General features: G+C 46.4%; 25 protein-coding genes. 9 read left to right on the forward strand and 16 right to left on the reverse strand.

Annotated features, from left to right (window positions below):
- Positions 1 to 98: 98 nt before the first annotated feature.
- Both KWJ01_RS08680 and KWJ01_RS08685 read right to left on the reverse strand, forming a co-directional pair.
- Positions 99 to 464 (reverse strand): DUF779 domain-containing protein, encoded by a 366-nt coding sequence (locus KWJ01_RS08680; RefSeq protein WP_224996038.1) that lies wholly within the window; start codon positions 462 to 464, stop codon positions 99 to 101.
- 76 nt (positions 465 to 540) lie between these two features.
- Entirely contained in the window at positions 541 to 2,067 is a 1,527-nt protein-coding gene (locus tag KWJ01_RS08685; RefSeq protein WP_224996039.1) for an aldehyde dehydrogenase family protein, read from the reverse strand.
- Positions 2,068 to 2,209: 142 nt separating this feature from the next.
- Between KWJ01_RS08685 and KWJ01_RS08690 the strand changes: the two genes are divergently transcribed.
- Positions 2,210 to 3,136: an AraC family transcriptional regulator gene (locus tag KWJ01_RS08690; protein ID WP_224996040.1), complete on the forward strand. Its 927-nt coding sequence runs from the start codon at positions 2,210 to 2,212 to the stop codon at positions 3,134 to 3,136.
- A 90-nt stretch (positions 3,137 to 3,226) separates the two neighbouring features.
- Here KWJ01_RS08690 and KWJ01_RS08695 read toward each other — a convergent pair whose 3' ends face one another.
- The 3 genes from KWJ01_RS08695 to KWJ01_RS08705 form a co-directional block, all read right to left on the reverse strand.
- Positions 3,227 to 4,474, reverse strand: a complete 1,248-nt coding sequence (locus KWJ01_RS08695) for a cytochrome P450 (RefSeq protein WP_224996041.1) — start codon at positions 4,472 to 4,474, stop codon at positions 3,227 to 3,229.
- 152 nt (positions 4,475 to 4,626) lie between these two features.
- On the reverse strand, positions 4,627 to 4,806 hold the full coding sequence (locus tag KWJ01_RS08700; RefSeq protein ID WP_224996042.1) for a hypothetical protein: 180 nt from the start codon (positions 4,804 to 4,806) through the stop codon (positions 4,627 to 4,629).
- 35 nt (positions 4,807 to 4,841) lie between these two features.
- Positions 4,842 to 5,006: a DUF1328 domain-containing protein gene (locus KWJ01_RS08705; protein WP_224996043.1), complete on the reverse strand. Its 165-nt coding sequence runs from the start codon at positions 5,004 to 5,006 to the stop codon at positions 4,842 to 4,844.
- Positions 5,007 to 5,175: 169 nt separating this feature from the next.
- On the opposite strand from KWJ01_RS08705, the gene KWJ01_RS08710 reads away from it, so the two are divergent.
- The 3 genes from KWJ01_RS08710 (at position 5,176) to KWJ01_RS08720 (ending at position 6,879) form a co-directional block, all read left to right on the forward strand.
- Positions 5,176 to 5,394: a hypothetical protein gene (locus KWJ01_RS08710; RefSeq protein ID WP_224996044.1), complete on the forward strand. Its 219-nt coding sequence runs from the start codon at positions 5,176 to 5,178 to the stop codon at positions 5,392 to 5,394.
- 10 nt (positions 5,395 to 5,404) lie between these two features.
- Positions 5,405 to 5,776 carry a hypothetical protein gene (locus tag KWJ01_RS08715; RefSeq protein ID WP_224996045.1) on the forward strand — a complete coding sequence of 124 codons (372 nt, stop codon included), beginning with the start codon at positions 5,405 to 5,407 and terminating at the stop codon, positions 5,774 to 5,776.
- 251 nt (positions 5,777 to 6,027) lie between these two features.
- A complete protein-coding gene (locus KWJ01_RS08720; protein ID WP_224996046.1) occupies positions 6,028 to 6,879 on the forward strand; it encodes a DUF305 domain-containing protein in 852 nt (283 codons plus the stop codon).
- 149 nt (positions 6,880 to 7,028) lie between these two features.
- Here the strand turns inward: KWJ01_RS08720 and KWJ01_RS08725 are convergent, their stop codons facing one another.
- Positions 7,029 to 7,919 carry a PQQ-binding-like beta-propeller repeat protein gene (locus KWJ01_RS08725; protein WP_224996047.1) on the reverse strand — a complete coding sequence of 297 codons (891 nt, stop codon included), beginning with the start codon at positions 7,917 to 7,919 and terminating at the stop codon, positions 7,029 to 7,031.
- Positions 7,920 to 8,056: 137 nt separating this feature from the next.
- On the reverse strand, positions 8,057 to 8,968 hold the full coding sequence (locus tag KWJ01_RS08730) for a DUF2279 domain-containing protein (RefSeq protein WP_224996048.1): 912 nt from the start codon (positions 8,966 to 8,968) through the stop codon (positions 8,057 to 8,059).
- Positions 8,969 to 9,168: 200 nt separating this feature from the next.
- Between KWJ01_RS08730 and KWJ01_RS08735 the strand changes: the two genes are divergently transcribed.
- Together KWJ01_RS08735 and KWJ01_RS08740 are read left to right on the forward strand one after the other, a co-directional pair.
- Positions 9,169 to 9,534 (forward strand): BlaI/MecI/CopY family transcriptional regulator, encoded by a 366-nt coding sequence (locus tag KWJ01_RS08735; RefSeq protein ID WP_224996049.1) that lies wholly within the window; start codon positions 9,169 to 9,171, stop codon positions 9,532 to 9,534.
- Between the two features lie 2 nt (positions 9,535 to 9,536).
- The gene (locus KWJ01_RS08740) at positions 9,537 to 10,880 is read left to right on the forward strand and encodes a M56 family metallopeptidase (protein WP_224996050.1); all 1,344 of its coding nucleotides are present in this window, start codon (positions 9,537 to 9,539) and stop codon (positions 10,878 to 10,880) included.
- A gap of 265 nt (positions 10,881 to 11,145) precedes the next feature.
- Here the strand turns inward: KWJ01_RS08740 and KWJ01_RS08745 are convergent, their stop codons facing one another.
- Both KWJ01_RS08745 and KWJ01_RS08750 read right to left on the reverse strand, forming a co-directional pair.
- Positions 11,146 to 12,642, reverse strand: coding sequence for a YfcC family protein (locus KWJ01_RS08745; RefSeq protein ID WP_224996051.1), 1,497 nt, complete (start codon positions 12,640 to 12,642; stop codon positions 11,146 to 11,148).
- Between the two features lie 172 nt (positions 12,643 to 12,814).
- Positions 12,815 to 13,087, reverse strand: coding sequence for a hypothetical protein (locus tag KWJ01_RS08750; RefSeq protein WP_224996052.1), 273 nt, complete (start codon positions 13,085 to 13,087; stop codon positions 12,815 to 12,817).
- 484 nt (positions 13,088 to 13,571) lie between these two features.
- On the opposite strand from KWJ01_RS08750, the gene KWJ01_RS08755 reads away from it, so the two are divergent.
- Positions 13,572 to 14,381, forward strand: a complete 810-nt coding sequence (locus tag KWJ01_RS08755) for a fasciclin domain-containing protein (RefSeq protein WP_224996053.1) — start codon at positions 13,572 to 13,574, stop codon at positions 14,379 to 14,381.
- A 117-nt stretch (positions 14,382 to 14,498) separates the two neighbouring features.
- Here KWJ01_RS08755 and cfa read toward each other — a convergent pair whose 3' ends face one another.
- The 6 genes from cfa to KWJ01_RS08785 form a co-directional block, all read right to left on the reverse strand.
- Entirely contained in the window at positions 14,499 to 15,620 is a 1,122-nt protein-coding gene (cfa, locus tag KWJ01_RS08760) for a cyclopropane fatty acyl phospholipid synthase (RefSeq protein WP_224996054.1), read from the reverse strand.
- Between the two features lie 24 nt (positions 15,621 to 15,644).
- Positions 15,645 to 16,427: a hypothetical protein gene (locus tag KWJ01_RS08765; RefSeq protein WP_224996055.1), complete on the reverse strand. Its 783-nt coding sequence runs from the start codon at positions 16,425 to 16,427 to the stop codon at positions 15,645 to 15,647.
- 272 nt (positions 16,428 to 16,699) lie between these two features.
- Complete coding sequence (locus tag KWJ01_RS08770; protein WP_224996056.1) at positions 16,700 to 19,168, reverse strand: zinc-dependent metalloprotease; 2,469 nt, start codon at positions 19,166 to 19,168, stop codon at positions 16,700 to 16,702.
- Between the two features lie 146 nt (positions 19,169 to 19,314).
- Positions 19,315 to 20,214, reverse strand: coding sequence for a carbon-nitrogen hydrolase family protein (locus tag KWJ01_RS08775; RefSeq protein ID WP_224996057.1), 900 nt, complete (start codon positions 20,212 to 20,214; stop codon positions 19,315 to 19,317).
- Between the two features lie 32 nt (positions 20,215 to 20,246).
- Positions 20,247 to 20,840 (reverse strand): GNAT family N-acetyltransferase, encoded by a 594-nt coding sequence (locus KWJ01_RS08780; protein ID WP_224996058.1) that lies wholly within the window; start codon positions 20,838 to 20,840, stop codon positions 20,247 to 20,249.
- Between the two features lie 11 nt (positions 20,841 to 20,851).
- Positions 20,852 to 21,256 carry a nuclear transport factor 2 family protein gene (locus KWJ01_RS08785; RefSeq protein WP_224996059.1) on the reverse strand — a complete coding sequence of 135 codons (405 nt, stop codon included), beginning with the start codon at positions 21,254 to 21,256 and terminating at the stop codon, positions 20,852 to 20,854.
- A 765-nt stretch (positions 21,257 to 22,021) separates the two neighbouring features.
- On the opposite strand from KWJ01_RS08785, the gene KWJ01_RS08790 reads away from it, so the two are divergent.
- Positions 22,022 to 22,756: a hypothetical protein gene (locus KWJ01_RS08790; protein ID WP_224996060.1), complete on the forward strand. Its 735-nt coding sequence runs from the start codon at positions 22,022 to 22,024 to the stop codon at positions 22,754 to 22,756.
- A 463-nt stretch (positions 22,757 to 23,219) separates the two neighbouring features.
- The gene (locus KWJ01_RS08795; RefSeq protein WP_224996061.1) at positions 23,220 to 25,349 is read left to right on the forward strand and encodes a TonB-dependent siderophore receptor; all 2,130 of its coding nucleotides are present in this window, start codon (positions 23,220 to 23,222) and stop codon (positions 25,347 to 25,349) included.
- 210 nt (positions 25,350 to 25,559) lie between these two features.
- Here the strand turns inward: KWJ01_RS08795 and KWJ01_RS08800 are convergent, their stop codons facing one another.
- Positions 25,560 to 26,090 (reverse strand): hypothetical protein, encoded by a 531-nt coding sequence (locus KWJ01_RS08800; protein WP_224996062.1) that lies wholly within the window; start codon positions 26,088 to 26,090, stop codon positions 25,560 to 25,562.
- Positions 26,091 to 26,551: the final 461 nt, after the last annotated feature.

The following is a 26,551-nucleotide window of genomic DNA, read 5'->3' on the forward strand; positions in this document are numbered from 1 at the left end:
GAAACGGTACCGAAAAAGGTTTAGTTTACATCTTTCAAAAATCGGTAATTGCAACAAAAAGAGCTCCAGTTCAATTAGAGCATGCCGCTGGGCTGAAATTACTCAACAGCCTCAAGTTGAGCCATTTCTTCTTCTGTAAACAGCCGGGAGCGGATCAGGAAACGGATGCCAAGAGGTATTTCCAGCGAAAAGCTGGAGCCTCTGCCGGGGGTGGTATCCAGGGTAAGATGGGTGTGTTTCCAGTACTCGAACTGATCACGGCTCATGTAAAATTTGCAACCGTAAACTTCCCCCAGCAGCACATCACTTTCGCCAATCTTAAATTCGCCATCTTCAAAGCACATGGGCTGCGAACCATCGCAACAGCCACCGCTTTGGTGAAACATCAATGGACCGTGCATGGCGCGCAGCCTGTCTATTACTTCCCTGGCGCTTTGGGTAATGTCTACGCGTGCTACACTCATAATTTGATATTTAAATGAAAAATTGCCCTGCCTCAGCTGAGGCAGGGCTATAAACCAGCTAAACTAAATGAGACAACTAAAAGAAACCAAGCTTTTTCTTATCATAGGAAATCAGCATGTTTTTGGTCTGGCGGTAGTGGTTGAGCATCATTTTATGGTTTTCCCGGCCAAAACCAGATTTTTTGTAGCCACCGAATGGCGCATGCGCAGGATAGGCATGGTAGCAGTTTACCCACACCCGGCCAGCCTGTATGGCACGTGGCATCTGGTAAATTTCGTGTGCATCACGCGTCCAGAGGCCGGCACCTAAACCGTAGAGGGTATCATTGGCTATGGAAATAGCTTCTTCAGTGGTTTTAAAGGTGGTTACTGAAGTTACAGGGCCAAAGATCTCTTCCTGGAATACCCGCATCTTATTGTTTCCCTTGAACAGAGTTGGCTGAATGTAGTAGCCCCCTTCCAGGCCGCTGTTCAGGTTGGCAGGACCACCACCAGTAAGTACTTCGGCACCTTCCTGTTTGCCAATATCAAAGTAGGAAAGAATTTTCTCGTACTGGTCTTTAGATGCCTGTGCCCCCATCATGGTGTCGTCGGCCAGCGGGTTACCCATCTTAATGGCTTCGGTGCGGGCAATCACCCGCTCCATAAAGTGGTCGTAGATGCTTTCGTGTACCAGTATGCGCGAAGGGCAGGTGCAAACTTCTCCCTGGTTGAGGGCAAACATCACGGCACCTTCTATGCATTTATCAAAGAACTCATCATCGGCCTCTGCAATGCTGGGCATAAATATGTTGGGCGATTTACCTCCCAGCTCCATGGTTACGGGCACCAGGTTTTCGGAGGCGTACTGCATGATGAGGCGGCCGGTGGTGGTTTCGCCGGTAAAGGCTACTTTGGCAACCCTGGGCGATTGTGCCAGTGGCTTGCCTGCTTCAGGCCCAAAACCTGTAACAATGTTTAGCACACCTTCAGGCAGCAAGTCCTGGATCAGCTCCATGAGCACCATGATGCTCGTAGGGGTTTGCTCGGCAGGCTTCATTACAATGGTGCAGCCGGCAGCCAGGGCAGGGGCCATTTTCCAGGTAGCCATCAGCAGCGGGAAGTTCCAGGGTATAATCTGGCCAACAACGCCCAGCGGTTCCTGCAGGTTTATGCTAATGGTGTGTTCATCGTGCTCCGACATGGTGCTCTCGTCGGCACGGATGGCACCGGCAAAGTAGCGGAAGTGGTCGATGCACAGCGGCAGGTCTGCCGCCCTGGTTTCACGGATGGCTTTGCCATTATCAATGGTTTCCACGCGTGCCAGCAGCTCCAGGTTCTGCTCCATGCGGTCGGCGATATCCAGCAGCAGCTTGCTGCGAACAGCGGCACTTGCTTTTGACCAGTGCTTAAAAGCCTTGTGGGCAGCATCAAGGGCCAGGTTTATATCTTCTTTATTGCCACGAGCGGCTTTGGTAAATACTTTACCATCAATAGGAGAGATGTTGTCGAAATACTCTCCCGATGAAGGTGCTACCCATTTTCCACCAATAAAATGTTCGTACTTTTCTTTAAAGTCGGGGCGGGGCAGATCGGCTGGTCTTTCGAGGGTTAGGGTTTCCATATTGCAGGTGTTTTTAGTGGTAAAAATATTTATGCATAAGTTGCCAGTATTTCAGATCCTGTGCTCAACCTATAGTATCAATCGATGTACTTATCGTATCAATCGTTTGCGAGATCGAAAGAATTGTTGTAAAATTATAAACATGGGATCATCGGGATATTTTTTGCAGACGCTGCCAGTGCTTCAGGAGAAGTCACTTTTTACACTGGTTGAAAACCGCTCTGCCTATACACTGGAGAACTGTGAACTGAACGTTTTTGAAACACACCAGCAGGCCAGTAATGTTAATTTATCTTTTGGCGACTGGGTGCTCACCAGCATGCTGAGGGGTAAAAAGGTAATGCATTTAACGGATGTGCCTGCTTTTGATTACTACCCGGGAGAATCGGTAATTGTACCGCCTAATGAAGTAATGAAAATCGATTTTCCTGAAGCCAGTGTTTTAAGCCCCACCCAATGCATAGCACTGGCTATTTCTGCAGACCAGATCCGCTCTACCATCAGCCTGCTGAACGAGCGCTATCCAAAGGTGGAAAAAGGAGAAGAATGGAAAGTAGATGAGCACCTGTTTCACCTCGCAAACAATAAGGAGCTTGCCGAGATCGTAAACCGGCTTATCAAGATCAGCATTAATGATAAATCACGCGAAAAAGACATACTGGTGAGCCTGGCGTTGCGTGAATTGCTGGTGCGGCTTATGCAAACCCAGGCACGCCAGCTATTCGAAACCAACCACCTAGCGCTTGCATCCAGCCATCGCTTTGCGCACATCATTGCTTATATAAAAGAGCATATCCGCGAAAAGATCGATATTGATAAGCTTAGCGACAAAGCCTGTATGAGCAGGGCAAGCTTTTTTCGGAAGTTCAGGGAGGAGTTTGGCTATACGCCAGCAGATTATATTCTGAAAGAACGTATCAGGCTGGCAAAAGAATACCTGAATCTGCCCGGGAACAGCATCACCCAGGTTTGTTACCTGTCGGGATTCCAGAATCTGAATTACTTTATACGTGCTTTCAAAAAAGAAGTAGGCCTTACACCTAAGGCCTACCAGCAAACCAGCTCTTAATATTGCCGCCAGCTAGTTAATAAATTGCTGTTGTGCCAGCAGCTGCTCCTGGGTCTTACTAAATAAGTGGGTGCAATTTTATGCTGATGCTTATTTTACAGTAACATTTTTAATGATGAATCTGCTCCTGGGTATGGTTGGCATTCTTACCAGGCTAAAACCTAAATCCTGTTCGGGTACCTCGTACTTGATGCGGTTAGCCAGGTGATTTATACCCTGCTTCATTACTTCTATGGTAATCCACTCTCCAGCACAGCGATGGTTGGCCATAAAGTCGCCTCCGCCCTGCGGAATAAAATTGAAGGGGCTGCCATTCCAGTTTCTGAAGCGTTCGGGCCAGAATCTATGGGGCTGTTCCCACTGCTTTTCATCGCGGTTTGTTCCCCAGATATCCAGCAGAACCAGCCTGTTTTTGGGAAAGTGATAGCCGCTCCATTCGAAGTCTTCTTTTACCCGTGCTCCCAGGAAGGGGCCAAAGGGATAGTAACGCCGAACCTCATGTGCAAAAAGATCTACCATGTCCTCTTCGCCTGTCTGTAGTTTCTGCCTGTACTCGGGGTGCTCATGCATGGCAAGCGCAGAAAATGTAATGTAACGGGCTATGGCCACAATTGGCCGTATGATGTTGATGATTTCAACAGCAGCAACTTTTGTTGGCAAAAGCTTGCCATCCAGGTCCTGATGCCAGGAAAACAGATGAGCGGCTGTTCCGGGATCAGGCGTTAGTTGTCCGCTGCGGATTTGCTTTACGATGCCTTTCATCCAGTTTTCGGCACGTGACCTTGCCAGCCTGCCACGCAGGTGGCGGGGCCCCACTGCACCAAAGGCATCTACCATCAAACCATAGTCTTTCGCCCTGTTTTTTACTTCTGATTCCTGCATGGGAACACCTGCCCATTTACTGGCAGCTCTGCACAGCAGCTCCTGCACTTCGTCGTACAACACCAGGCCGTCAACTGTTTCCCACTTATGGGAGTACAGTCGCCAGTGGTTTTCCAGCATTACCATCAGCAGTTGTATGTTATCCCGCGTCATTAGCGACATAAATGCCGCCTTGCGGTGGCGGTGTGCTTCACCATCCAGTGTTTGTACTCCCTTTTCCCCAAAGAGTGTTTTCTGCACCCGTTTTGGTGCTGCCCCTTTGCGCTTGAATTTAGTGGTATCATAAAACACCTTTGCGGCCTCTTCACCGTGCAGACACACTGTTTTCTGCATCAGGAGCCTTGTTTCAAATATATTGGAGCCATAACGGCGGCAACGGTTATAGATAAAAGGGAAACCCTCCAGCATGAGCGATAGCGTACTATCCAGATTCTTGTCTTTAGGTATGTTATTCATAGGAAAGTTTGTAATAGAAAAAGTACATACTTAGATGGCGGGATATAAGTTGTCAGCTAATTCAGCCTGTTTTGCCACTGGCCATACCTCAGCGGGTATTGGGCAGCTGTTCAAAACAGTTCAGTAAGTAATACAGCTGCCTGGCTTTGGTTTCATGAAATTGTTTTTTGCTTACCCAGATAGACTACCTGGTATAAGATGAGGGCTCCTGCCAGAATGTGGAGGTATTCTGGAGATGATAGATTTTGTGTTCTTACTTTCTCCTGTGGTCCCTCCATTAGCCCCTGTAACATAAATCTTATATCATTGAAGATTTGGTTCGTGAGATTCATGGCTTTATATAAAAGAAGGTTGTGGACTGCAGCAATTACCACCCCCTGCTAAAGCCAAGTATCAGTACAATTACCAGCACTACCAGGAAGATGTAAAACAGTATTTTCGCTATCTGAGCAAATGCGATAGCCAGACCCCCAAATCCAAAGACTGCCGCAATAATCGCCAGTATCAAAAAAATCAATGCCCATTTAAGCATAACAAGGTTTGTTTAAAGGATTTAAAAAATGGTTTGTACTCAGCTAACAGCTGCCACAGACTATTGTTTGCCTGTACTGCAAGGCTGTGGTAATAAGAATGAAGGAGTAAAGATGAACAAAACTTAGGAGGCATCGATTGATAAACTGAGTACCATTAAAATTTCCAAAATGGATAAAAGGGAGGATGAGTCATTTGGTAAAGAACTACAGAAATTCCTCATGCAGAAGATCAGAGATCTGGGGCAGTGGGTTAAGCCGGATCCAACTGATAACTTATTTCTTCAGATAGTAAAGATCTTTTTTAAAAGCATAGTACTGTTACTGCTTACGGCTTTCTCACCCGTGGTGCTGCTGTTTTTAATAGGAGTTTTTATTGGCGGATTATAATTGCTGCAGCATGAAAATTCTTAAATCACCATTTTTTATCGTCTGCTGTGTGCTCTTTTTGCTGCATCAGCTCCTGCAGAAAGGTCTGGGTATTAGCTTTGCTTATCTTGACTCCTACCTGGATACCCTGCTGGCGATGCCAATAGTGCTAACCCTGCTGATTGCTGAGAGGCGTGTGCTTTTCAGAAGAGGGGATAACTACAGGCTGACCGTACTGGATGTAGTGGTTGCTACATTTTTTATAGTAGTTGTTTCGGAGGTGGTGTTTCCTGCTTTCTCCGACCGCTTTACACCCGACTGGCTGGATGTTGTATGCTATGTGCTGGGAAGCATTCTGTTTTACTTTTTTATAAACCCTGGCAGCTCCAGGGAAAGCATTTGAACTGTCGTTTTCCCCCTGAAGATACTAGGCCTTGATGCTGTCTTTTGAGTAAGACCTGCCGCATGAAGTTTTCAGCTGTCATAACGTACCACTTTTTAAGAAATATGAGGTTCTTACTAAATGGTGTTAAATCAGCCCATGCAGACCTAAAATCAGCTTGAGCTGCAGCTAATCTGTTGATCGTTAGTGGTGTAGTGGTTCAACTCTTTGTGCTGGCACTCGTTAATAGAGGAGGTTTAACCAAAACAACCATGAGAGGAAAGAATTTTTTAATCGCAGCACTGTTAGCCTCTGGCTACTTTTTTTCGGCCTGTTCAGACAGAACAGTGGCGACAACAGATCAGGATCCTGCAGCTGATGAGGCACAAACGGTTACTACCGAATCAATAGGTGCAGGTGCAGACCCGGCCAATAACGACGATGTATTAACCAGGGAAGATGTAGCAACCACCGGCCAGGGTATTGATACAGAAACAATGAGTGCCGGTAATTATGATGCAACTGTTATTGCAGAGCTCCCTAATATTACACAGCAATTGGTGATTCCAATGCAGGATATGTTGCAACAAATGGAAGGTGTTGAATTGGAGGAAAGAAATGTAGATCAGTCATTTGCCCAATTAATGATCTATCACCACCAGGGTGCTATCAACATGGCACATCAGGTAATGCAGTCGGGAGATAATGCTGAAATAAGCAACAGGGCCAGGCAAATGATCACAACCAAACAGCAGGAAATTGATCGTCTGCAACAATTTGCAGCCAATAGCGCAGGTACCACAACTCAGCAAATGGGTACTACAGGTACAACTGGTGCCTCGGGTACAGTTACCGGCACTACCAGTGCTGAGCCTAAGGAACAGTTAAAAAATGCTACTGAAGGCACCATGGGCCAGCTGCTACAGGAAAACCTGAATGGAGATGCAGATCATGATTTTGCACACATTATGATCTTACATCATCAGGATGCCATAGAAATGGCTGAAGTTGAAATGCAGTTTGGCGAGAACCCTGAGGTGAAAGCGATAGCAGAGCAAATCATTCAAAATAACAGGCAACAGATCCAGGAGCTTGATGCCTGGAGAACATCCAACGATGGATAATGTGCGTAAAGGTTCAGGCGCAGACAAAAAAAGAACCTAGTAAAACTAAAGCCCCGGCAAACTGCCCGGGGCTTTGTCATTTTTACAATCATTTAACAATCAGCTTTTACTCCTATCGTTAGTGTAGTGCTTATGTTAATTTATAGCTTCTATCTCTTCAGCCGGTAAGCTACCACACGATTATCACTGAAGGTAGGTACCAGCAGCATGTTTTGCTCGGGAATATAGGTGATGTCTGCAGTGTTCATGTTCTGGTCTTTGGTATCCAGCAGCTTAACTTTGTCTTTTCCCTTCTCTACGTAATAAACTTCGCCATGCCAGTTCGATACCAGATAGCTGTTGTCATCAACAATGCCTATGCCATCTCCGGCATTGATGCCTGTAGCTAGTTCTTCATTTTCACCATCAGGGGAAACAACATCAAGGGTGTTGGAAGCTACCAGCACATTGCCGTTGTGGTAAGCCAATCCGTTAGGACTGTTCAGGTTATTTTCTTTCCACACGGTTATGTTACCATCCTGGAATGCATAGATCTTGTTGTCCTGCATATCGGTGAAGAGCACCTTGTTGTCGGCAGTAACAGGATCGTTGAGGAATTTTGCGCCCTTTACAGGGTAGCGGTTGGTTATTTTACCATTGCTGTCTATGGCAACCAGCTCATCTACATTTGTAACATAAAGGGTGCCGTTCATCATAGCCATGCCTTTTGGTGCATCGAGCCCGGTAACCCATTCTTTGTTTACTACCTGGCCATCCAGAGACACCTTGGAGATGTATCCTTTTCCGTCTTTGGCGTTTGGCTCACCTGCAATGTTGCTGACATACAATACATTTTCATCGGGATTGTAGTAAACCGATTCAGGCGTTTCCAGAACAGCCTCGGTAGCCCAGGCCTGCTCCAGGCGTACCTGTGGCTCCTGTGTGGTGCTGGTGGCAGTGGTGTCAGTAGTCGCTACTTCACTGGTGGTGTTTTCGCCCTGGCTGTTGCAGGAGGAAAAGAAAATGGCTCCACCGGACAGTAGTAAAAATAACTTTTTCATAGTGTTCAGTTTTGGTTGATCAGATTAAATAGTAACAAATAAATAAAAAAACCGATGTTGGGGCATAAGTTAGCAGAAATTCATAAAAGAGAAAAAAGCAATCAATCCAGCCTTAGCAACAGACAGGCTGTAGGTGTTCAGTAATACAGGCCGTGAAGCTTAAAAGCTCCTGTGCTGTTAACCTCCAGTGCAGGGAAAGGCAGTTTGATGAATACCATCCCTTTAAAAAGTGTTTTTAAAAACCTGCTGTTGGTGGGAATACGCGTCCAGTCTACGTCTGCAGACAGCAGAAACTGCCGGTAACGTTCTGCCGGGGGAATGGCTTGCCCGCGGTAGTAGCTTCTGTTTTTAAACTCTCCATACATGCCGTTTGCACTGTAGCCTGCTGCCAGGTTTAGCCAGGGCGGCAGCCGACGCTGTTGGAGCAGTTCTTTGAGGGGCATACTAAGCCAGTAGGTGTGGGCATTGTAATCCAGAAAGAGGCTCTCCAGGGCAGTATCGCCCAGGTAGCCATGGGCCTGCTCCCGGTAGGGTGAGGGCGCAAAGCTGAACTTATATTTTACCAGCTGCTCTTTGAAAAGCAGCTCGTTGCCTATTACAATGCCGGAGCCTGCAGCATTTGCTGCCATATCAGACCAGGAGAAGCCCCAACCCTCATACATCCCGTCAAAAACTTCAATAGGTGCCTGCAGGATAAAGCCCAATCCGCCGCCCCACACCAGTGATTTGTTTCTGGATAAGCCTGCCGACCTTAACCAGTGGTACCCAATGTAGCTTTCAAGATAGGCACCCCAGGCATGCCCGAACTTATCTATTTGCAGGTAACCAGCTGCATCGTTATAATAATGAAAGGGCACACGCTCATGATCTTTGTACCACACAAAACGGAGATAGCTAATGCCTGCTGCATAAAAGCCTGCGCTTGTGGCTATTGCAGTATGGAGCTTACGCTTGTTAAGCACTGTTGTGTTAACTGTATCTGTTTGGGCCTGAGCACGGGAAACATGCAGTGAGCACAGCATCAGCAATAGCAGCAGGAGAGATCGCATGCCCAAATCTACAAAAACAGGGCTAAGTTTTAAATGGCCTGCAGGAATTGTTACAGCCTCCACACAAACTATACCTGGTATACAGCTATGGCCTCAAATCGCGACGCATGTCGAAGTGGGCCAAGACTATTCTATTGAATTAGGGATAATGTTTGCTTATTTACGAAATATTCGTAGATTTACGAAAAGATCGTAATTGTATGGAAAAACTAACGCAGCAGGAAGAAGAAGCCATGCAGGTAATATGGAAAAGAGGCGGTGGCTTTATAAAGGAGTTTCTGGATGAAATGGGGCAGCCAAAGCCACCCTATACCACGCTTGCCTCCACTGTAAAAAACCTGGAGAAGAAGGGGTACTTAAGCGGCGAGAAAATTGGAAATACCTATCGTTATAAGCCGCTGATAGAAGAAGAGCTTTATAAAAAGAGATTTATGAGCGGCTTTGTGAGCGAATATTTCAGGAACTCATATAAAGAACTGGTAGCCTTTTTTGCCAGGGAGGAGCAGATCAGTGCAGAAGATCTGAAAGAAATAATCCGGATGATTGAAAACAAGGAAACAAAGTAAGTATGCCATCCGCTATCGTATACATCATACAGCTTAATACAGCACTGGTTCTGTTTTACCTCTTGTATAGGCTGGTGTTCCGCCCGCTCACATTTTACAGGCTCAACCGGGGCCTCCTGCTGTTCGGACTCCTGTTTTCAATAATTTATCCACTGATTGACATAAACCTGCTGTTCAGCAGGCCTCTGGAGCTAAACGGCGCTTATAAAGTGGTGCTGCCCGTACTGCAGTACGAACAGGTACAGCAACAGGCTTCCTCCTTTGATTACTGGTACTGGCTTCAGTTTTTGTTCTGGAGTGTTACAGCACTGATGGTGTTGCGGTTGCTGCTACGCTTTACGTCGCTGTACCGTCTGCACCGGCAGGCACAGCCTGCCAGCCATGCAGGTTATCATTTCAGGTGCGTAGAGGGGGCTGTTAACCCATTTTCCTTCTGGAGTACCATTTATGTGAATCCCGGCTACCATGAACCACAAGAGTTGCTGGCTATTCTCAAGCATGAGCAGGTGCATGTAAGAGAGCTTCACAGTCTTGACATACTGCTGGCAGAGCTACTGTTGTTGTTTTGCTGGTTTAACCCGGCAATGTGGCTCACAAAAAAAGTAATCAGCGAAAACCTTGAGTTTATTACCGATCAGCAGTTGCTGCAGGGTAATATAGACAGCAGGTTTTACCAGTATAGTTTACTAAAGATCAGCAAGCTTCCGGAGGCTTCTTCTCTGGTAAACAATTTCAATTTTTTAACAATCAAAACACGTATTGCCATGATGAACAAAAAACGATCTGCCAGGGTACATGCCTTTAAGTATGCTTTAGTGATTCCGCTTATGTGCGGCCTGATTACAGCCTGCAGCGTTCCTGATCATGAGGAAGAACTAATTCTGGCTGATGAACCGGGTAGCAGGCAGGAGAGCACCCTGCCGGAGGTTTCTTACTATTATGTAGATGGTAAAGAATGGAGCAAAGAAAATGTTAGTACACTTGACCCGGGGGAGATTGAAAGTGTAGAGGTATTCAAGGGCGAAAATGCCACAGCAGTATTTGGAGAAGAGGCTGCCAGTGGGGTTGTGGTAATTAATACCAGGAAAAACAGTAATACAGAAGCTGCCCGTGCAATGACAGTGAAAATCAGGCAGGCCAGTGGAGATGCTGAAGCTGATACGGAGAGCATGGCAGATAAGCTGCTGATCATCGATGGGAGGGAAGTTACTGAGTCAGAATTGAACAGGCTATCTCCGGACATGATTTCTCAGATGGAAGTGCTGAAAGGGGAACAGGCCCTGCAGAAATGGGGCGATAAAGCTCGGGGAGGAGCAATCATCATAACAACTAAACAGAAAAATTAAATAAGCCCCAGGGTATACAGAAACTACATCTTTTTGATTGCCAACAAAAGAGATTCGGCTGTTATCCGGATCTTTTTTGCGTTCACATCAGAAAGTATTTTTTAAGGCCGCCCCATGCTGCTTGATACAGTCAACATTAAAATTCAGGCAGGTGGCAGCGCTTTCCGGGTGGCGCTTAATAGAATTGATCCCTTTAGTACCAGCCTGTATGGGAAAAGCCTGCGCTTGGTGTGGCAGAAAAAGTTTTGGCAGAGAGGCTGTTCCTCTAAAGTAGCAGCCCCACCCACATGATACAAATGCCTACCAGGGCCAGTATGGCAAGCAGCGGCCATATAAACTTAAGCCAAACATTATATTTAACGTTCACCATAGCCAGAGATGGCAGAATAAGTCCTGTGGGGGTAATAAAGGTCATAAGTCCAAAGCCAAACAGGTAGGCGTTAACAATTTCTTCTGTAGGTACACCTACTAGGGAAGATAGGGAACTCATAATTGGCATGGTAACTACAGCCAGGCCAGAGGAAGAAGAGATGAAAAGGGTAAGTACAAAGTATATAAACATGAGCGCCGGCAAAAACAGGAAGCCAGACATGCCCTCTACCAGGTTAGCAGCATAAAAAAGCAGTGTATCGCTGATCTGGCCTTCATTCAGCACAAAAGTAACCCCCCGGGCAACACCTATAATAAGTGAAACGCCCAGCAGATCCCTGGCTCCGGCCAGAAATGCTTCGATAAAATTATGCTCCCCTATGCGCTGCAAAAAACCAATGATAATGGCTGCAACAAGAAACAGGGCTGTCATTTCTTCGAACCACCAGCCCCGAAAAGAAACTCCCCAGATCATTACTGCAAATGTTAATGCAAAAAGCAGCAGCAAAACTTTATTAACAGTAGCTACAGCCTGGTGTCGGGTGTGATCTGCAGCAGCTGTAGCGGGGCTCTCTTTGCCAGGGTTGTAAACCATGGATAGGGAAGGGTCTCTTTTTATCTTTCTGGCATAGCGTAAAATATACAGGATGGATATAATTGTGCCAGCAACAAGCATGGCCAGGCGGCTGTAAAAGCCGGTAGTCCAGTTAATGCCGGCTGCATCTGAAGCCACAATGGTAGCAAAAGGGTTGATGGTAGATCCCATGGTGCCGATAGAGGAACCAATGAAGATAACCGCAACGGGGATCAGTAAATCGTAGCCTGCTGCCAGAAAAACAGGCACCAGCAGCGGATAGAATGCCAGGGTTTCTTCTGCCAGCCCAAAGGTGGTGCCACCAATGGCTATCAGTGAGGTTACCAGTATGATCAGCAGGCTTTCCCTGCCCTTTAGTGTATTTGCCAGGTAGCCGATGCCTTCGTCGAAAGCGCCCGACCTGTTGAACACACCCATAAAACCACCAATGATGAGCACAAAAAGAATGATATCTATGGCCTCGTACATGCCCCTGATGGGGGCAAAAATGATATCTGAGAGTCCTGCAGGCTCTGCTTCTGTGGGTTTGTAGGTGCCGGGAACAGATATTGGTTTCTTGATATTACCAGCGGTAAATTTTTCCAGCTCTACTGGAATCCCCAGTGTATTTAAAGTTTCATTGGTGGCTGGCAGGTTTCTGGTGCCCGTAGCAGAGTTTATTACAAAACCTCTTGCTTCCTGATCATATACCAGGGTGTCGTATGAGCCGGCTGGAATGAGCCAGGTAGCAAGGGCACTTAATAATATTACGATAAAAATTACCGTAAAAGGTGTCGGAAAACGAAGAGATCGGATCATGTTGCAGGATCAATGGAGCAAGATAATGATTCTTACAGTTTTTCTCTGATGCTGCTGCTGCGTGTCTGTTAGCTGTTGTTCTTTTGTGGATAGGCAGGCAATAAAAAAAGCACGCATTGGCTGCGTGCTCTGTTCACTTATATCTAAGTATCCGGACTAACTAATCTGCGGATCAGTCGTGGCCTTCCAGTTTTACTATTTTATTGTAAGTACCTAAAAGTAGGAAAGATGGAGCCCACTGGCCTACAAAGAGAGCTGTTTTATCTTGTCCCATCAGCTTTAGGGTAAGGGAAGCAGCCATAGAGCCCAAAGCAGCCCACAGAAATACGTCAGAGGGCACTTTAGCGGTTTGCTGCTCAATGGCAGTTGCTACTGGTCCTTCTCTGTGCTCCGGATTATTGTTACCTGTTGCTGTCCTATCTTTGAATGTTGTTCTGGGTTCCATAAAAATTGTTTTTTAGTTTAAAGAATATTTGTTGATAAGAAAACGTAGGTTCTGCAAGGTTGTTTAGAAAATCAAGGGAGTTTATTAAAATTCTTTTACTGGCTTGCAGATCTAAACACCCACCTGAACCTTGTTATTGCCTTGATTCTACATTTCTGTGTAAGCAGAGTCGGAAGCCCTGTTTCCGATAACAGCTGTTTTAGTACAAAAACAGGATTGTCATTAGGTTTTAATGCCCGGGCCTGCTGGGTATTATCTTCACTAAATACAACCAGCATTGACCTAAACTCGTAGAAGGATACAGTTGAGGAATTGATTTTCTGGGACATATTCTTTATAGCATTCTGCATATTCACTCATATGTAGGGCTGTTATATAAGAATAGTTCAACAAATTGTTTCTCAATCTGTTATCAGGATGTATGATTTTTTGAATAGCCATACATTTAGAATTAATTTTTTAATTAATAAAAACAACTATGAAAATGAATTTTTTAAAACCTATAGCAATGCTGGCTGTGATAGCAGTTACTGCTTTCGGTTGTGCAGGTACAAACGAAGCGACTGACCAGTCTACGGCAACTAACGATCCAATGGCAACAGGTACTACTACCGGTACAACCAATGACCCCATGGTCAATGATGGTACCACCACTACCGGAACAACAGGAACTACCGGTACTTATGGAACTACTGGTACAACCGGCACCACTACCGATCCAATGAACAATGGCACTGCTACCGGCACCGGCCTTGAAACACAGCAGATGGCCAACGATGCAGTGGATTATGCAGACATGTTTGAAGACGTAGATAATACAGAGCAGTACGATATACTTGCACTTGCACGTATGAACCCTAACCTATCGACATTTGTGCAGTTAGTTGAGAGTGCAAACCTGACTCCGTCTATCCAGGCAGCGGGCCCGATCACTGTTTTCATTCCAACCAATGAAGCATTCGGCAACCTGTCTGCAGAGCGTTATGCCGAGCTGACAGATCCACAGAACAGGACAGAATTAATTGAAGTACTGAACAGGCACGTAATGGCCCAGGAAGTTACAACAGCGAGCTTTACCGGCAGACAGGTAATTGACCTGGCTAATGGCGAGCAGATTCCAGTTACAACATCTACTGTTGGGGCTGGTGTTGGTGCTGCTGCTAATCCCACAGGTGTTACCATTGGCGGTGCACAGATTGTGAAAGCCGATGTAGAGGCATCTAATGGTGTAATACATGTTGTAGATGCTGTCATCGAAACTGAAGATATCACTGGCCCGGGAATGCAAAGATAATTGCGCCTAAGCCTCAAACTTTTAAAGAGGCCTTTGAAAAAAGGACTCTTTAAAAGAGTTAAAGCAGGAAGCTCTTATGAGTTTCCTGCTTTTTTTATTCAATATTCTATATGGGGTTTACCTAACAGAGTTGTATCCACCCAATACGCCTTTCTTGGATAGCACAATCTGCCAGAGCTGGTTATTGCGTGCCCTGAAAGATCCTGCGCTTGTCAGCAGGTAGTATTTCCACATGCGGTAAAACCGCTCATCATATCTATCCTTTAGCTCATCCCAGTGCCGGTCAAAATTCCGGAACCAGGCCATAAGCGTTGGGTCATAGTAGGGGCCGAAATTGTGCAGGTCTTCCACCACAAACAGATGTTCCATGGCAGCTCCGAGCTGCTTCAGGGAGGGAATCAGGCAGTTGGGGAAAATGTATTTATCAATAAATGGATCGGGAGAGGTTTTCGAAAAAGGGTGGCCAATGGTGTGCAGTAAAAAGAAGCCATCATCGTTCAGGCAGCGGGCAGCCACTTTCATATAGGGGCGCAAGTTGCGGTAACCCACTGCCTCGGCCATTCCTATCGAAACTATGTGATCAAACTTTTCATTGATGTCTCGGTAGTCCTGAAAGCGGAGCTCTACGGGGAGTCCCTTGCACATTTCCCTGCCCAGTTTTAACTGTTCATGGGAAATAGTAATGCCCACTGCTCTTGCTCCATATTTCTCAGCCGCAAATTTAACAAAGCTTCCCCAGCCACAGCCAATATCCAGCACCCGCTGGCCTTCCCTCAGCCCTATTTTACGACATATCAGATCCATCTTGTTTTCCTGGGCCTGGTCCAGGTTATCGGCCCCTTTCCAGTACCCACAGGTATAGGTCATGCGCTTGTCCAGCATTCGCTGGTAAAGACGATTGCCAATGTCGTAGTGCCGGTGAATATTATCGACTGCTTTTCTTTTAGTTTGCAGGTTCATCACTTTGGCCAGCAATATCTCCAGTACTGTTTTCCATCCGAACTTGGCAGTCTTGTACAAATCTGCCCGTACTGCACGAAAAACAAATTCATCAACCTGTTCGCAATCCCACCAGCCATCCATATAAGATTCGCCCAGGCCAAGGGTGCCCTGCCGGAGTACTCTGCTGTAAAACTGCTCGTTGTGTACCTGCAAATCCCAGGGATTGGGACCATTGATCTCGATGCCTGCCGGTTTTAAAATTCTGGCAATATTTTGCCTGCTGCTTTGTGCATTCATGAAGAGAGAGAGAATTATTATCGGTTATTGGCCTGCTTTAAATTCATATATAAAGGCGAGGTTAACACCCCATTGTTTTGAATTCCTGTTCAAGTCAAATGTGCTGCCTGCTATTATGTTGAAACTTTCCAGGCCGCTCCAGGCCAGGCCGGGGCCAAGAAATACCTCTGTTTCATCTTCGTAAGAACACAGTAGCTCCAGCATTGGTACAAAGTCTCCCAGGGGTAGAATTGCCCCCAGGTTGCTGAAATACTCTCTGTCGGCTCCCCTGAACTCTAGGCCATTATCCAGGTGAAGCTGTAGCCGGCCCAGCTGGGTTGCCAGCACCAGGTGGGGAGTGTACTGGTATACGTTAACATCTTCCTCGCCTTCGGGCATGCTTTTCTTTTCATTCAGGGGGAATAAGCCAACCATGCTTACAACAGCAGCAAATCTTCTGGTATCTATCAGGTTGTAAAGTAAACCTCCCTCCAGCAGGTAAAAGGATTGGTGGTCCATTGCTGTCTCCAGGGGCCTTGCTCTTGTGTTCAGCAGGGAAACCTCTGCCTGAAGGCGCTGTGTTACACCATACTCTACTTCGTACCTAAGGTTGTACATATGCAGACCCCCTCTTTCGAAATGATTGCCAAATAAGGAAAGCTGGAATTCCTTTTTCTCCTGGTTATAAACACTCTCCATGAAGTTTAACTCCTTTACTGGCTCCTCGAATCCATCCTGCTGCTGTGCATCCTGTGCACATAGGGGAAGTGTGTGTATCAGCAATAGGAGCAGGAGCGTAGATGTTGAAAAAATAGGAGTATGCATCATCTGGAGTTGTTTACCTGTGGGGATGCAATATAAACCGTAGCAATTCTTCTATTGTTTAAGGCCTTTCTTCAGCAGGCACTGTTGGTTAATGCTAACTCATGTGTAAGAACTGAGCTTACGGTAGATGGTGAACTAAGCAGGTAAGCAGCCTTCTGAAGTTTAGCTGTACCAGGCAGGTTCTAAACATGTTAATGCAAAAAAAAAACTCCTTCCTGCAAATACCGCTTTAGGGTATGCACAGGAAGGAGTTGGTGGTTATGCTTTTGATTGATCTATTCCTGCTCCATATTACAGAAGGGAATGCCATCCAGACTGCCAATAGGCTGGCCGGGAGGTGCCTGCAGGAATGATGCAGGCTTAAATTCTGCAGGATCTTCCTGATAGTCTTCTATCTGTTTGGCCAGGTAGCGGTAATGGGCGCCCCAGGTTGCGCTGCGGGTATTCTTAGCCCTGGCATTAAGGGAGGGTACCAGCTCCTGCAGCTTTTGGCTGGCAAGGGCTTTTACTGCTCCGTGTGCATCCTGGTGCTGAGAGAGGCGCATCAGGTGCTGAAGCATTACAGCATTTACAGTCATCTGAACTGTTCCGGGGTATCCTTCCTGTGCAGGCGCCTGAAGAGTGCTGTTCAGGATCTTGTTCAAAACGGCATCAAAGGCTGGTTGCTGGTTGTTACGGGCATGATGCTCTACCAGCCTGTTGGCCCTGGCCGGGTGTAGGAGCAGGCCAAAGGTCTGGTCGGCGGCACTTTCTGCTGCTGCCAGCGGATCGAAGGTAATGCTGTTTCGGGTCCTGATCAGCTCGCGGTGCCGGTTATAACCCATTGGCCTTGGCGGAATACTCTGGATAATCTCTTCGCGCAGTACCAGCACTTTTGGCGAGACGGTATACAGCAGGGCATCCAGGGCCTTTAGCTGCTCGGCAGCAGGAACCAGCTGCGTTCCAATTTGTCCGTCGCCGCGCAATGCATAGCGGTAGTTAACACCGCCAATAAGCTTTGCTGCAGCTTCTGCCTGGTAGCGGTGAAAAAAGTAAAGGGGTACCAGTACTTCCTCCAGTGTGGCCAGGGGCGCGCCAGGTTTAATGTTGTTCTGGCCAAAGTTGTTAAGTGCTACTGCACGGATCTCCAGCACGCGGTTCAGCTCATCAACAGCATCTTTTCCATTGTCCCAAAGGTGTGCATAGGGGTGTGCACCACCCTGTGGCCGTGCATCCTGGTCAGAAACAAAGCTTAGGCCCTGCTGCAGGGCATTGCTGATGATGTTGTTCAATTCTTTCTCTTCTTCCTCCTTGCTTGCATACTGCCCATAGCCCCATTGAATGGCTACTTTATCCCAGATGCCTATTTTATCGTCGTAGGCGTTGGTGAGTGTGATTTTTCCGTTTTCCAGGCTGGCCATAGGGTGGGGGTAGTCCATAACGGAAGCTAAAGTTTCTGCACTGGAGGAGTAGCTGTGTGCCAGCCCCAGGGTATGGCCTACCTCATGGGCAGATAGCTGCCGCAGGCGCGCAAGGGCCATTTCTTCCATATCTTTGGGTACTGCCTGCCCGTTTGCGTATGGTGCCAGCAGGGCCTCTGCAATCAGGTAGTCCTGCCGCACCCGCAGCGAACCCAGCGAAACGTGCCCTTTTATGATCTCGCCCGTTCTGGGATCTACTACCGAGGCACCATAGGACCAGCCCCTGGTGGAACGGTGCACCCACTGAATTACATTATATCGTACATCCAGCGGGTCTGCATCTTCGGGCAGCAGCTCTACCCTGAACGCATTTTTAAAACCGGCAGCTTCAAAGGCCTGGTTCCACCAGCGGGCACCATCCAGCAGGGCAGAGCGCACAGGCTCGGGTGCACCTCGGTCCAGATAATACACAATTGGTTCAATCGGCTCGCTCACTGCTGCAGCGGGGTCTTTTTTCTGCAGGCGGTGGCGGGTGATAAATCTCTTTTCTATTGGTTCGCTGATCGGGGTTGCATAGTCGTAATAGGAGGTAGAGAAATAACCTGCCCTGGGGTCGAATTCGCGTGCTTCGTAGCCGGCATCGGGCAGCTTTACAAAAGAATGGTGCTGCCTTACGGTAATGCTGTTAGGAGAGGGGGTTACGCTCTGGATCCACTCTCCCTCGGCTTGTCCGCTAAAGGTAAGGGTTGCTTCAAATTCTGTATTCTGCGGAAAGTTTTTGGTGCCGGGCATATAGAGGGCAGAGCGGTCTTTGTCGAGCTTATAGGTGCCCTGCTTGGTCTTTTTCAAAGTTCCGATCACATCATGGGCATCCTGCAGAAAAAATTCGGTAGCATCTACCAGCACCCGCTTGCCTTCTTCTGCCTCTACTTTAAAACCCCACAGCACCGATTGTGCAAAGGCTTCTTCCACGGAGCGGCGTTCATCGGCATTGTTGCTGATTGCCCGGTAACGGTAATTGGGTTCTACCAGCAGCACCTTTGGGCCGCGGCGGTCAAACTTAACAATGCGCTCACCGCTGAGCTGGCCCCGGTCCAGGCCAATATCGTTAGAGCCTACACCGGCAGCAAGGGAAACCACGTACAACAGCTCTGTATTGAAGGTGTCGAGTAGCAGGAACACTTTATCCTTCTCTTCATCATAATAGAAATCTACAAAGCCCTCATACTTTTTCAGTTCAGAAAGTCTGGTATCCAGGCTGGGTTTGTCGCCATTCTTTTGTGCTGTTGGTGTATTGGCTACACATGAAAAGAGCAGGAGCAGGAGCGGAAAATAATACTTCATGGGTAAAAAAAGCTAAGCAGCTAAACTACAGGAGCAGTGGCTGTGATGCAAGGCATGCAGTAGAATTTATAAAAAGCATGAAGCTCTCTGCACCGCAGAGAGCTTCATAAGGTTTTACCTTTCAATCAATGTTCACAAACGAGGCATCACAGCTGCTTTCTCATCAGCAGTATATCTTCGTCGGGAAACCTGGAATGAAAGCGCTGATGATCTCTGAAATTTAACACCTGGCCATTATTCCTAACGCTTTCAATATCTGTGAAGTCCAGTGACTGGATGAGCCAGCCTGCTGTTTGCGGAGGCATGGTTTTAATGATGCCTTCTTCCGGCAGGTGCAGGTCTGGTGTGCAGTAGAAGGCGGTATAGCCGTAATTGATGTCTACGGCAGGCGACCAGGGTGCATCCCCTATGGTTTGAGATACCACGGTATAGGCCTGTGCTTCCAGTGCGCGTGCCCGGGCGCCAATGTGTACGCGGGTAGCCCCGCGAATGGCTTCGGTACAGCTGGGTGCCAGTATCATGGAGGCCCCTGCCGAGCTTAGCAGCTGCGAGCCCATCGAAAACTCTACATCGTAACAGATCTGCACACCAAAGCTGCCCCATGAAGCCTCGAAAAGGGTTAGTACCTTTGGCCCGCTCTGTATGCCCCATTCTTCGTTTTCGAAGCGGGTCATAAAGAATTTATCCTGAAAACCGACCAGGCCTTTTTGTGAAAAAACATAGGCACGGTTATGAATATTGCCTTCTTCGAGCACCGGAAAGCTGGGTGCTACAATAATCACATCCCATTTTTTTGCCAGCGCATAAAAAACATTGCAAAATTCTTCCCTGATGGATTGAAGCTCCCGCACCTGCAGGCGGATATCGCTTCTAACCTCCTGCGGAAATATGCTTACCAGCTCCATGGAACCGTACTCGGGGAATAATAAAAGCTGTGCGTCTTGTTTCACCGCTTCAGCTACCCATTGCTCTATATGAGCCTGCCAATCTTTAAAACTTTTATGTTCTGTTATTGGGTATTGGGCTGCTGCCACATTTATTTTCATTCTTTATCTGCTATACTATACTTGTTTTATATTTAAAGATCCCGCATCCAGCAAACCAATGGTTTAGGCGTAGAATGGGTCTGGCCAATATCTGGCCAGCTAAGGGTTGTTTGTAACTGAGCCTGCTTTACATACCCTCTTTTCTTCCAGAACTCATCGTTGGGACGATAATTAACAGGCTTTTGGGGGTGGTTTGGTTCCCGCTCTACTGAAAAAAAACAGGCTTTGCGATAGGTGCCAAAGCTGCGGGCGTGGGCTTCCCGTTCATCAAAAAAACGATGCCCCAGGCCCTTACCCCTGTAGGGGTTAAGCAGGATGCTTTCTCCAAAGTAAAAAAGAGTGTCCAGCGCATAGCCGGCTTCTTCGAAGGGTTGCCGGATCTCTGCTGTTTCGTCAAGAAGCGGAATGCAGGTGGTAGCCCCTACCATTTGCTGATCGTGGTAAACCGCAAACAGGAACGACCGCTCCGATCGGACATATGGTTGTAGGTACTCCTTTTCGTATGCCGGGGTGCCCTCGTACAGGTAGGGGTAGTCATGAAATACCGCTATGCGTAAAGCAGCCAGATCATCGAAAACATCTCTAATGCTATTGCCCTGTTTAGTAATAAAGGTTAGTTCCTGCATTGTGTAGGGCTTTACTCAGATACTAGCTTGATCCAGAGAGGCAGGTTATAGTATGTGCTCAAGCGGATAATTTTTCCATCTTTTACCTCCAGGAAAGCCGCTGCCGGTAATACATATTTCTGGCCATGGGCAGCAGGAAAGCCTTCATCTCCCTTTTTGTAGATTCCGTTTACAGTAAACTCAACTGCAACACGTGATTCATGGGCTTCTGCCGTGAAGAAAACCATATCGCTGAGTGTTTCCTCATAGGCCTCATCATTATTACGGAGAAATTCCTCAAATTTTTCCTTGCCCATCCGTGTTTCTCCCTGGTTTGGTTCATGGTGTATATCAGGATGTACCAGGGCAAGCATTCCTTCATAATTTCTATTATTGAAGGCAGTGTAATATTGTTTTATCGTCTCCAGTGCATTCATGGCTTAATTTTTCTTGAATGATTATAATATGGGGGCAAATGTAAAAATAAATGAGGCTAAAAAAACCGTTAACCAATGGCTAAACGGCGATTATTTTATCTCCAGTAAAAGGATACGAACCGCAACCCTTACTGTTACAATATTCCATAAACAGCCGTATATGCGCCCTCTTTTATAACGAAACCCATGCTCCTGTACAGGTGGCATGCCTTTTTATACAGGCTTAAAAAAGTTAAGTTTCTCATCCGCCCGGATGGGCATTTTGGCTTCAGTTGGTCTGGAATCAAAACGCTCGTAATCTGCCAGTAGCTGGAGCAGCTGTACGCTAAGGCTCTAATTTTTAATATGGGAGTGCTGGCTCTTTACAAGCTTCCTGAAACCTCTGGTTCAGGGGGTAAATTCAGGCATTTTATTACAGAGGTAAACCTACAGCCCTAAAGCCAGTCTAGCTGCGGCTAATGTGCTGTGGCTATATATAATACAATTTGATTTTAAGCGCTTACTGCATGCTGGGCAAGGAATAAATAGCTGCAGTATATTGATGCGATTATCATTTGCCCGGCCTTCCCGGCTGCTGAATTTAAGGGGGTAAAAGCTCCGGGTTCCCTACAAAAGCTAAATATAACTGTATAAATACCTGGTGAGGAGGGATATATTACATTAAAAAACAGGGCTGCAATAGTGGCGTTTGCGCTGTGTGAATGTTGTTCTTTCCTATTCTGATATATTTGGATTGGTTCTATTCTCAACTTACCAGATGATCCAATGAAATCTCTGCTTCCACTAATTTTCTTCTTCTTTTCTGTGAATGCTTTTGCCCAGACTGAAGCTTTTGAGCAACAGTATGTTATTTTAAACACAGGAGAAGAACGCAGCCTCTGGATTAGTATGGATGAGCAGGCAGATTTGCTGTACATTAAGGAAAATAAGGAAGACGAACCCTTTGTGCTTGAAGCAGCAGACGTAAAAACTTTCAGTTATGCCGGCTTTAGGTACTACACAGTACCCCTAAGCGATAGCTACACTACATTTCTGAAAGTGCTGCACGAAGGAGATGAGTTTGCGGTGCTTGAGAAAGAACCTAATTATAAAATGATCAGGGCCATTGCAGAAGTAAGCCAGATCTGGGCATTGAGCCGCAACAGCACTGAAGATGAATTTTATCTTAGCTACCGCTTGTCATTCCCCGGTACAGGAGCTCCCGGTAGCGCTGATCTTTCTACTGCAGTTGGCCGAAGGGAGTTTAAGGTAGAGAGACTCGTATTCCTGGCTATAGAGGGTAACTTTAAACTCTATTACATGGAAACAGACGAGCGCACAAATATTTTCGATAATGGAAAAGGTGTGCGGCCTAAAGATAAAATGATTGAAATTATGCTTGATAGTTTCATCAAAGATACCCGCAAGCTACTGGCCGTTCAGCATAAAGCCAGAAGAGAAAAGCTTGATATCCGGGATCCCTATGAGCTGGCAGAGGCACTGGAGGCTGTGTACCAGTAGACGGGCCGTTACCCGGTTAAATATCATTCCTTAGTTGCTATATACTGTTTGCCTGTGCCTACTTTACCCTTCAGAATAATTTACCTGCTATACAACTGTAGCTAATGAGCTGTGGACTAGTTGCTGCCCCTGCCTAAGCATTGTTCAACGTAATACCATTTGGGGCTTAAGATATTGCCTGCTGTGATGTCTGGAGATGCTCTGTGACGTAAAACAGGCATAATTTGCTTTTTAAGGGTAAACCCTTACGTCATGACTTTTTATCTAATCCTTTCCTTTTGGCTTATTCATGTTCTGATTTCTAGGTTTTATTTAATATTCATAAATAAATAGTATTATTCCAGTACAAAATTATTGTGAAAGTATTTAGGCCATACATATGTAAGGGTGTAGATACGGCTTATAATATTTGGGCTGGACCGGGTTGTACCTTTGAGCCGTCAAAGTATAAGTACAACTTATTATGAAAAAAATAACGAAAGCATGTTTTGTTGTGCTGGGGCTGATGGCGGGTACCGTGCCCGCATTTGCGCAGGCTGAACAGCAGGACTTGTATGATATGCCGCTGGAGGAGTTGCTCAACATTTCAATCGTATCGGCCTCTAAGGAAAAAGAGCGGCAGTTTGATGCTCCTCTTGCTGCCTATAGTATTACACGCGATGAGATAGCAAAAGCAGGTGTGTGGTCAATACCTGAAGCTTTAAGATTGATACCGGGGGTTATTGTGCGTGAAACCAGCAATGGTGTTTATGATGTTCACCTGCGGGGATTTGATAATACCACCAAATACACATTAGGCATCAACCAGATCAATACCCTTACCCTGGTAATGATCAACAACCGCCCGGTGTTTAATTATAACCTGGGGGGTACTGCCTGGGATGCGCTTCCCATAGACCTGGCAGATGTTGAGCGCATTGAGGTGGTGTGCGGTCCTTCTGCACCACTCTTCGGGCCAAATGCCGTTACTGGCGTAATCAATATTATTACGCGCGAGTTTAAACAACACGAGCTGCTAGTATCCGGTCAGCTGCAGGGTTCACTGCCCTCGGGCTCCATGAATGGAAGCATAGCAGCTGGCAGGCAGCTGGGGAGCAAATTCAGCCTTGGTGTTAGCGGTAACTACCAGAAAAACAACCGCCTCGATGATGAGCAGTTCATTTACGCCAGCGGCGACAGACCGGCTTTTTACATGAAAAGCAGCGATTTTCAGGCAGAACGGGTAAAAGCCCTGGGGCTGGATCCTGAAGTTGCCATTGAGCGCAGCGGATTAAATGCTTATGCTACCTATAATCCTTCGGAGCGGGTATCATTTGAGTTTTCTTCAGGTATGCAGTCTGCAGAAAGTCAAAAAGTATTTTTAACAATGGGAACCCCGCTTTCCTATTCAGGTACTACCAGCTACTACGGCAATCTTAACAGTAAGATCAATGATTTAAGCCTGCGGCTGTCTTACCTGAAAGGAGAAGATGATGTAAACAAGCTGAATGAGTATGTAACCTCTTCCTACGACTTCAGGATCATGGATGTAGCTGCAGATTACGATCTAAAGCTGCACAATAAACTGCGCATTCGTCCGTCGCTGGGCTACCAGTCTACCCGGTACAACGATTTAGAGCAGAGCAGGAATTTTCCCTTTGGCGGGTTGATACAGGGAGATCACAGCATGCATATTCTCTCTGGCTCCTTAAGAGCAGACTACACTCCACTGAAGGGCTTACGCCTTATTGGTAGCAGCCGTTTTGATAAGTTTGATGTATCAGACGATACATTTGTTTCTTACCAGTTTGCATCTACCTACGCAATAAATGAACGCTGGATGTTGCGTGCAGTGCATGCGAAATCGCTCAGTGGTATATTCTACAGCAATGCATTTGTGAATACAGCCTACGGAGTTGGTGCTAATACCTACATCAGAATATCGGCAAATGGAGAGGTGCGCCCAGGCAGCAATACCATGACCGAGCTGGGACTTAGGGCACAACTACTATCAAACCTGCAGCTGGATCTAAGCTTGTTCAGCCAGCGGCTGGAAGATGCAAGTGTATATGTATTCAAGAGGGCAGAGATGGAAGGGGATGGGCTCTTCCTGGTTAATCAACCGGATAATGTGCCATATACAGCACATCAGCATGGATTATCAGCATCTGTTACCTGGGTTCCCTCCCGGCAGTGGCAGATTCGTCCGTTCATTACCCTGCAGGAAACCGAGCTGCGCAACTTCGATTACTACAACAATCCAACCCAGACAGGTGTAGCTTACCAGGGCAGGGATGTAAAGCATGAGAATACCCCTGCTTTGTTTGGCGGCTGGTATGTAAACTGGTCTCCAACGGCTAAGCTTAATGTCAACACTTCTGCTTACTACTTCAGCAAGCACACCATGTCTGCTCAGCAGGATGTTGCCTACACAAGTGAAGATGGCAGAATTGCAGGTAAAATGCTGTTGAATGCAAGGGTGTCGTACCAGGTATATAAGAAGCTTGGCCTTTTTGCCGGAGCTAAAAACCTGTTAAACCAGGACAACCGCGAGTACTATGGCACCGATCGTATGGGCAGGCAGTACTTCAGTGGTATCAGCTACAATATGTAAGCGTAAATTATCCCCGATCAACACGCCAGCCACTAACGGATCTGGCGTGGTTAAAAAAAAACAAGCCTCCTGCTTTAGTAATCGGAAAGTTTACTTTCCGATTACTAAAGCAGGAGGCTTAATAATTTATGCAGCCTATTAAGCAGCTTACACTGTGAATGCTTTCTGGCAGTTAAACAGTGGAGGGATCTTAGCGGAGGGAGAGTGGCGCTATGATAGATAAACGCTCTGTAGCCTGGTTTTTATCATTGAATCTATCGTTTGCAGGGCATTGGCAGCAAAAGTTTTTCTGTCGTATTTTTCTACAGCCTCCAGTATATCGTTTACCACAGCCTGTGCCATGTGATGCTTGTAAAAGATCTTTCTGTTTTTACGGGGCATTTCTATGCTATGTGAAATGCTGTTGTTCAGACTTTTTCTTTCTTTCGATACCTGCGAAAAAGTAATGCGCCAGCACTGCAGGTTTTCTGCCAGTGTACCATCGAGTTTGCTGGCACCTCTGTCTGTACCATTTACAGACCTTACGTTGATGATCGGGTAGTTTTGCTGTACAGTTGCGGGAACAGCTCTTCTGATAAAAGAAGCAATAATAAGCTGAGGCTGATAAAAGGCAACCGCTGCTTCTATGGCGGCATCGCTGGTGGCGGGCTGAACATACACCGAATGACCTCTTTCAACCAGTTCGAAATAAGTACGTTGGCTAAGACCGCTGTGAGTGGTTGTTAATAAAAGTATTTTCATAGCTGTTGGCTAATGGAATGGTACCACCATGTTTGTTAGATACCCTTTATACGGATGTGTAAAATAAAAAGATGGCATTTGGTAGCTTTTATCTGTAACAAACACCACAATACTAATGTAAGAAAGAGGTGTGATTTTAAAAAAAAATGCCGACTGTTTCCCGCTTATAAATTTCTATGCATTAAGGGTTTAGCCCAGACAGACCTTTAAAATAAGCCAGTGAACAATAGTAGCCTGTATGAAGCTACCTGGGAGATAATTGCGCGCAATGTGGGAGATGCTGGAAAGTTTAGATGTAATGAATTATTTGTTTGTGTTCATTTTTAAGCCAATTCACCCTTCAGCTAAAGTATAACAGGCACAGGCCGCTGTAGACTGTTATACCCGATCACAGCTCCCGGTGCTGCTAATACATGACAAAAGTTATTGTTTATCCCATGCATATCAGCTGTTTAGTCACG

Source organism: Cesiribacter sp. SM1 (genome assembly GCF_020178975.1).
GTDB lineage: Bacteria > Bacteroidota > Bacteroidia > Cytophagales > Cyclobacteriaceae > Cesiribacter.

What these genes read in the sequence shown, in the direction of transcription:
- KWJ01_RS08790 (WP_224996060.1), top strand. Translation starts at nt 22,022, where the DNA reads ATGAAATCTCTGCTTCCACTAATTTTCTTCTTCTTTTCTGTGAATGCT.
- KWJ01_RS08680 (WP_224996038.1), bottom strand. Translation starts at nt 464, where the DNA reads ATGAGTGTAGCACGCGTAGACATTACCCAAAGCGCCAGGGAAGTAATA.
- KWJ01_RS08750 (WP_224996052.1), bottom strand. Translation starts at nt 13,087, where the DNA reads ATGGAACCCAGAACAACATTCAAAGATAGGACAGCAACAGGTAACAAT.
- KWJ01_RS08695 (WP_224996041.1), bottom strand. Translation starts at nt 4,474, where the DNA reads ATGAATAACATACCTAAAGACAAGAATCTGGATAGTACGCTATCGCTC.
- KWJ01_RS08710 (WP_224996044.1), top strand. Translation starts at nt 5,176, where the DNA reads ATGGATAAAAGGGAGGATGAGTCATTTGGTAAAGAACTACAGAAATTC.
- KWJ01_RS08765 (WP_224996055.1), bottom strand. Translation starts at nt 16,427, where the DNA reads ATGATGCATACTCCTATTTTTTCAACATCTACGCTCCTGCTCCTATTG.
- KWJ01_RS08715 (WP_224996045.1), top strand. Translation starts at nt 5,405, where the DNA reads ATGAAAATTCTTAAATCACCATTTTTTATCGTCTGCTGTGTGCTCTTT.
- KWJ01_RS08720 (WP_224996046.1), top strand. Translation starts at nt 6,028, where the DNA reads ATGAGAGGAAAGAATTTTTTAATCGCAGCACTGTTAGCCTCTGGCTAC.
- cfa (WP_224996054.1), bottom strand. Translation starts at nt 15,620, where the DNA reads ATGAATGCACAAAGCAGCAGGCAAAATATTGCCAGAATTTTAAAACCG.
- KWJ01_RS08685 (WP_224996039.1), bottom strand. Translation starts at nt 2,067, where the DNA reads ATGGAAACCCTAACCCTCGAAAGACCAGCCGATCTGCCCCGCCCCGAC.
- KWJ01_RS08795 (WP_224996061.1), top strand. Translation starts at nt 23,220, where the DNA reads ATGAAAAAAATAACGAAAGCATGTTTTGTTGTGCTGGGGCTGATGGCG.
- KWJ01_RS08700 (WP_224996042.1), bottom strand. Translation starts at nt 4,806, where the DNA reads ATGAATCTCACGAACCAAATCTTCAATGATATAAGATTTATGTTACAG.
- KWJ01_RS08725 (WP_224996047.1), bottom strand. Translation starts at nt 7,919, where the DNA reads ATGAAAAAGTTATTTTTACTACTGTCCGGTGGAGCCATTTTCTTTTCC.
- KWJ01_RS08780 (WP_224996058.1), bottom strand. Translation starts at nt 20,840, where the DNA reads ATGCAGGAACTAACCTTTATTACTAAACAGGGCAATAGCATTAGAGAT.
- KWJ01_RS08705 (WP_224996043.1), bottom strand. Translation starts at nt 5,006, where the DNA reads ATGCTTAAATGGGCATTGATTTTTTTGATACTGGCGATTATTGCGGCA.
- KWJ01_RS08755 (WP_224996053.1), top strand. Translation starts at nt 13,572, where the DNA reads ATGAATTTTTTAAAACCTATAGCAATGCTGGCTGTGATAGCAGTTACT.
- KWJ01_RS08775 (WP_224996057.1), bottom strand. Translation starts at nt 20,214, where the DNA reads ATGAAAATAAATGTGGCAGCAGCCCAATACCCAATAACAGAACATAAA.
- KWJ01_RS08785 (WP_224996059.1), bottom strand. Translation starts at nt 21,256, where the DNA reads ATGAATGCACTGGAGACGATAAAACAATATTACACTGCCTTCAATAAT.
- KWJ01_RS08730 (WP_224996048.1), bottom strand. Translation starts at nt 8,968, where the DNA reads ATGCGATCTCTCCTGCTGCTATTGCTGATGCTGTGCTCACTGCATGTT.
- KWJ01_RS08690 (WP_224996040.1), top strand. Translation starts at nt 2,210, where the DNA reads ATGGGATCATCGGGATATTTTTTGCAGACGCTGCCAGTGCTTCAGGAG.
- KWJ01_RS08800 (WP_224996062.1), bottom strand. Translation starts at nt 26,090, where the DNA reads ATGAAAATACTTTTATTAACAACCACTCACAGCGGTCTTAGCCAACGT.
- KWJ01_RS08745 (WP_224996051.1), bottom strand. Translation starts at nt 12,642, where the DNA reads ATGATCCGATCTCTTCGTTTTCCGACACCTTTTACGGTAATTTTTATC.
- KWJ01_RS08740 (WP_224996050.1), top strand. Translation starts at nt 9,537, where the DNA reads ATGCCATCCGCTATCGTATACATCATACAGCTTAATACAGCACTGGTT.
- KWJ01_RS08735 (WP_224996049.1), top strand. Translation starts at nt 9,169, where the DNA reads ATGGAAAAACTAACGCAGCAGGAAGAAGAAGCCATGCAGGTAATATGG.
- KWJ01_RS08770 (WP_224996056.1), bottom strand. Translation starts at nt 19,168, where the DNA reads ATGAAGTATTATTTTCCGCTCCTGCTCCTGCTCTTTTCATGTGTAGCC.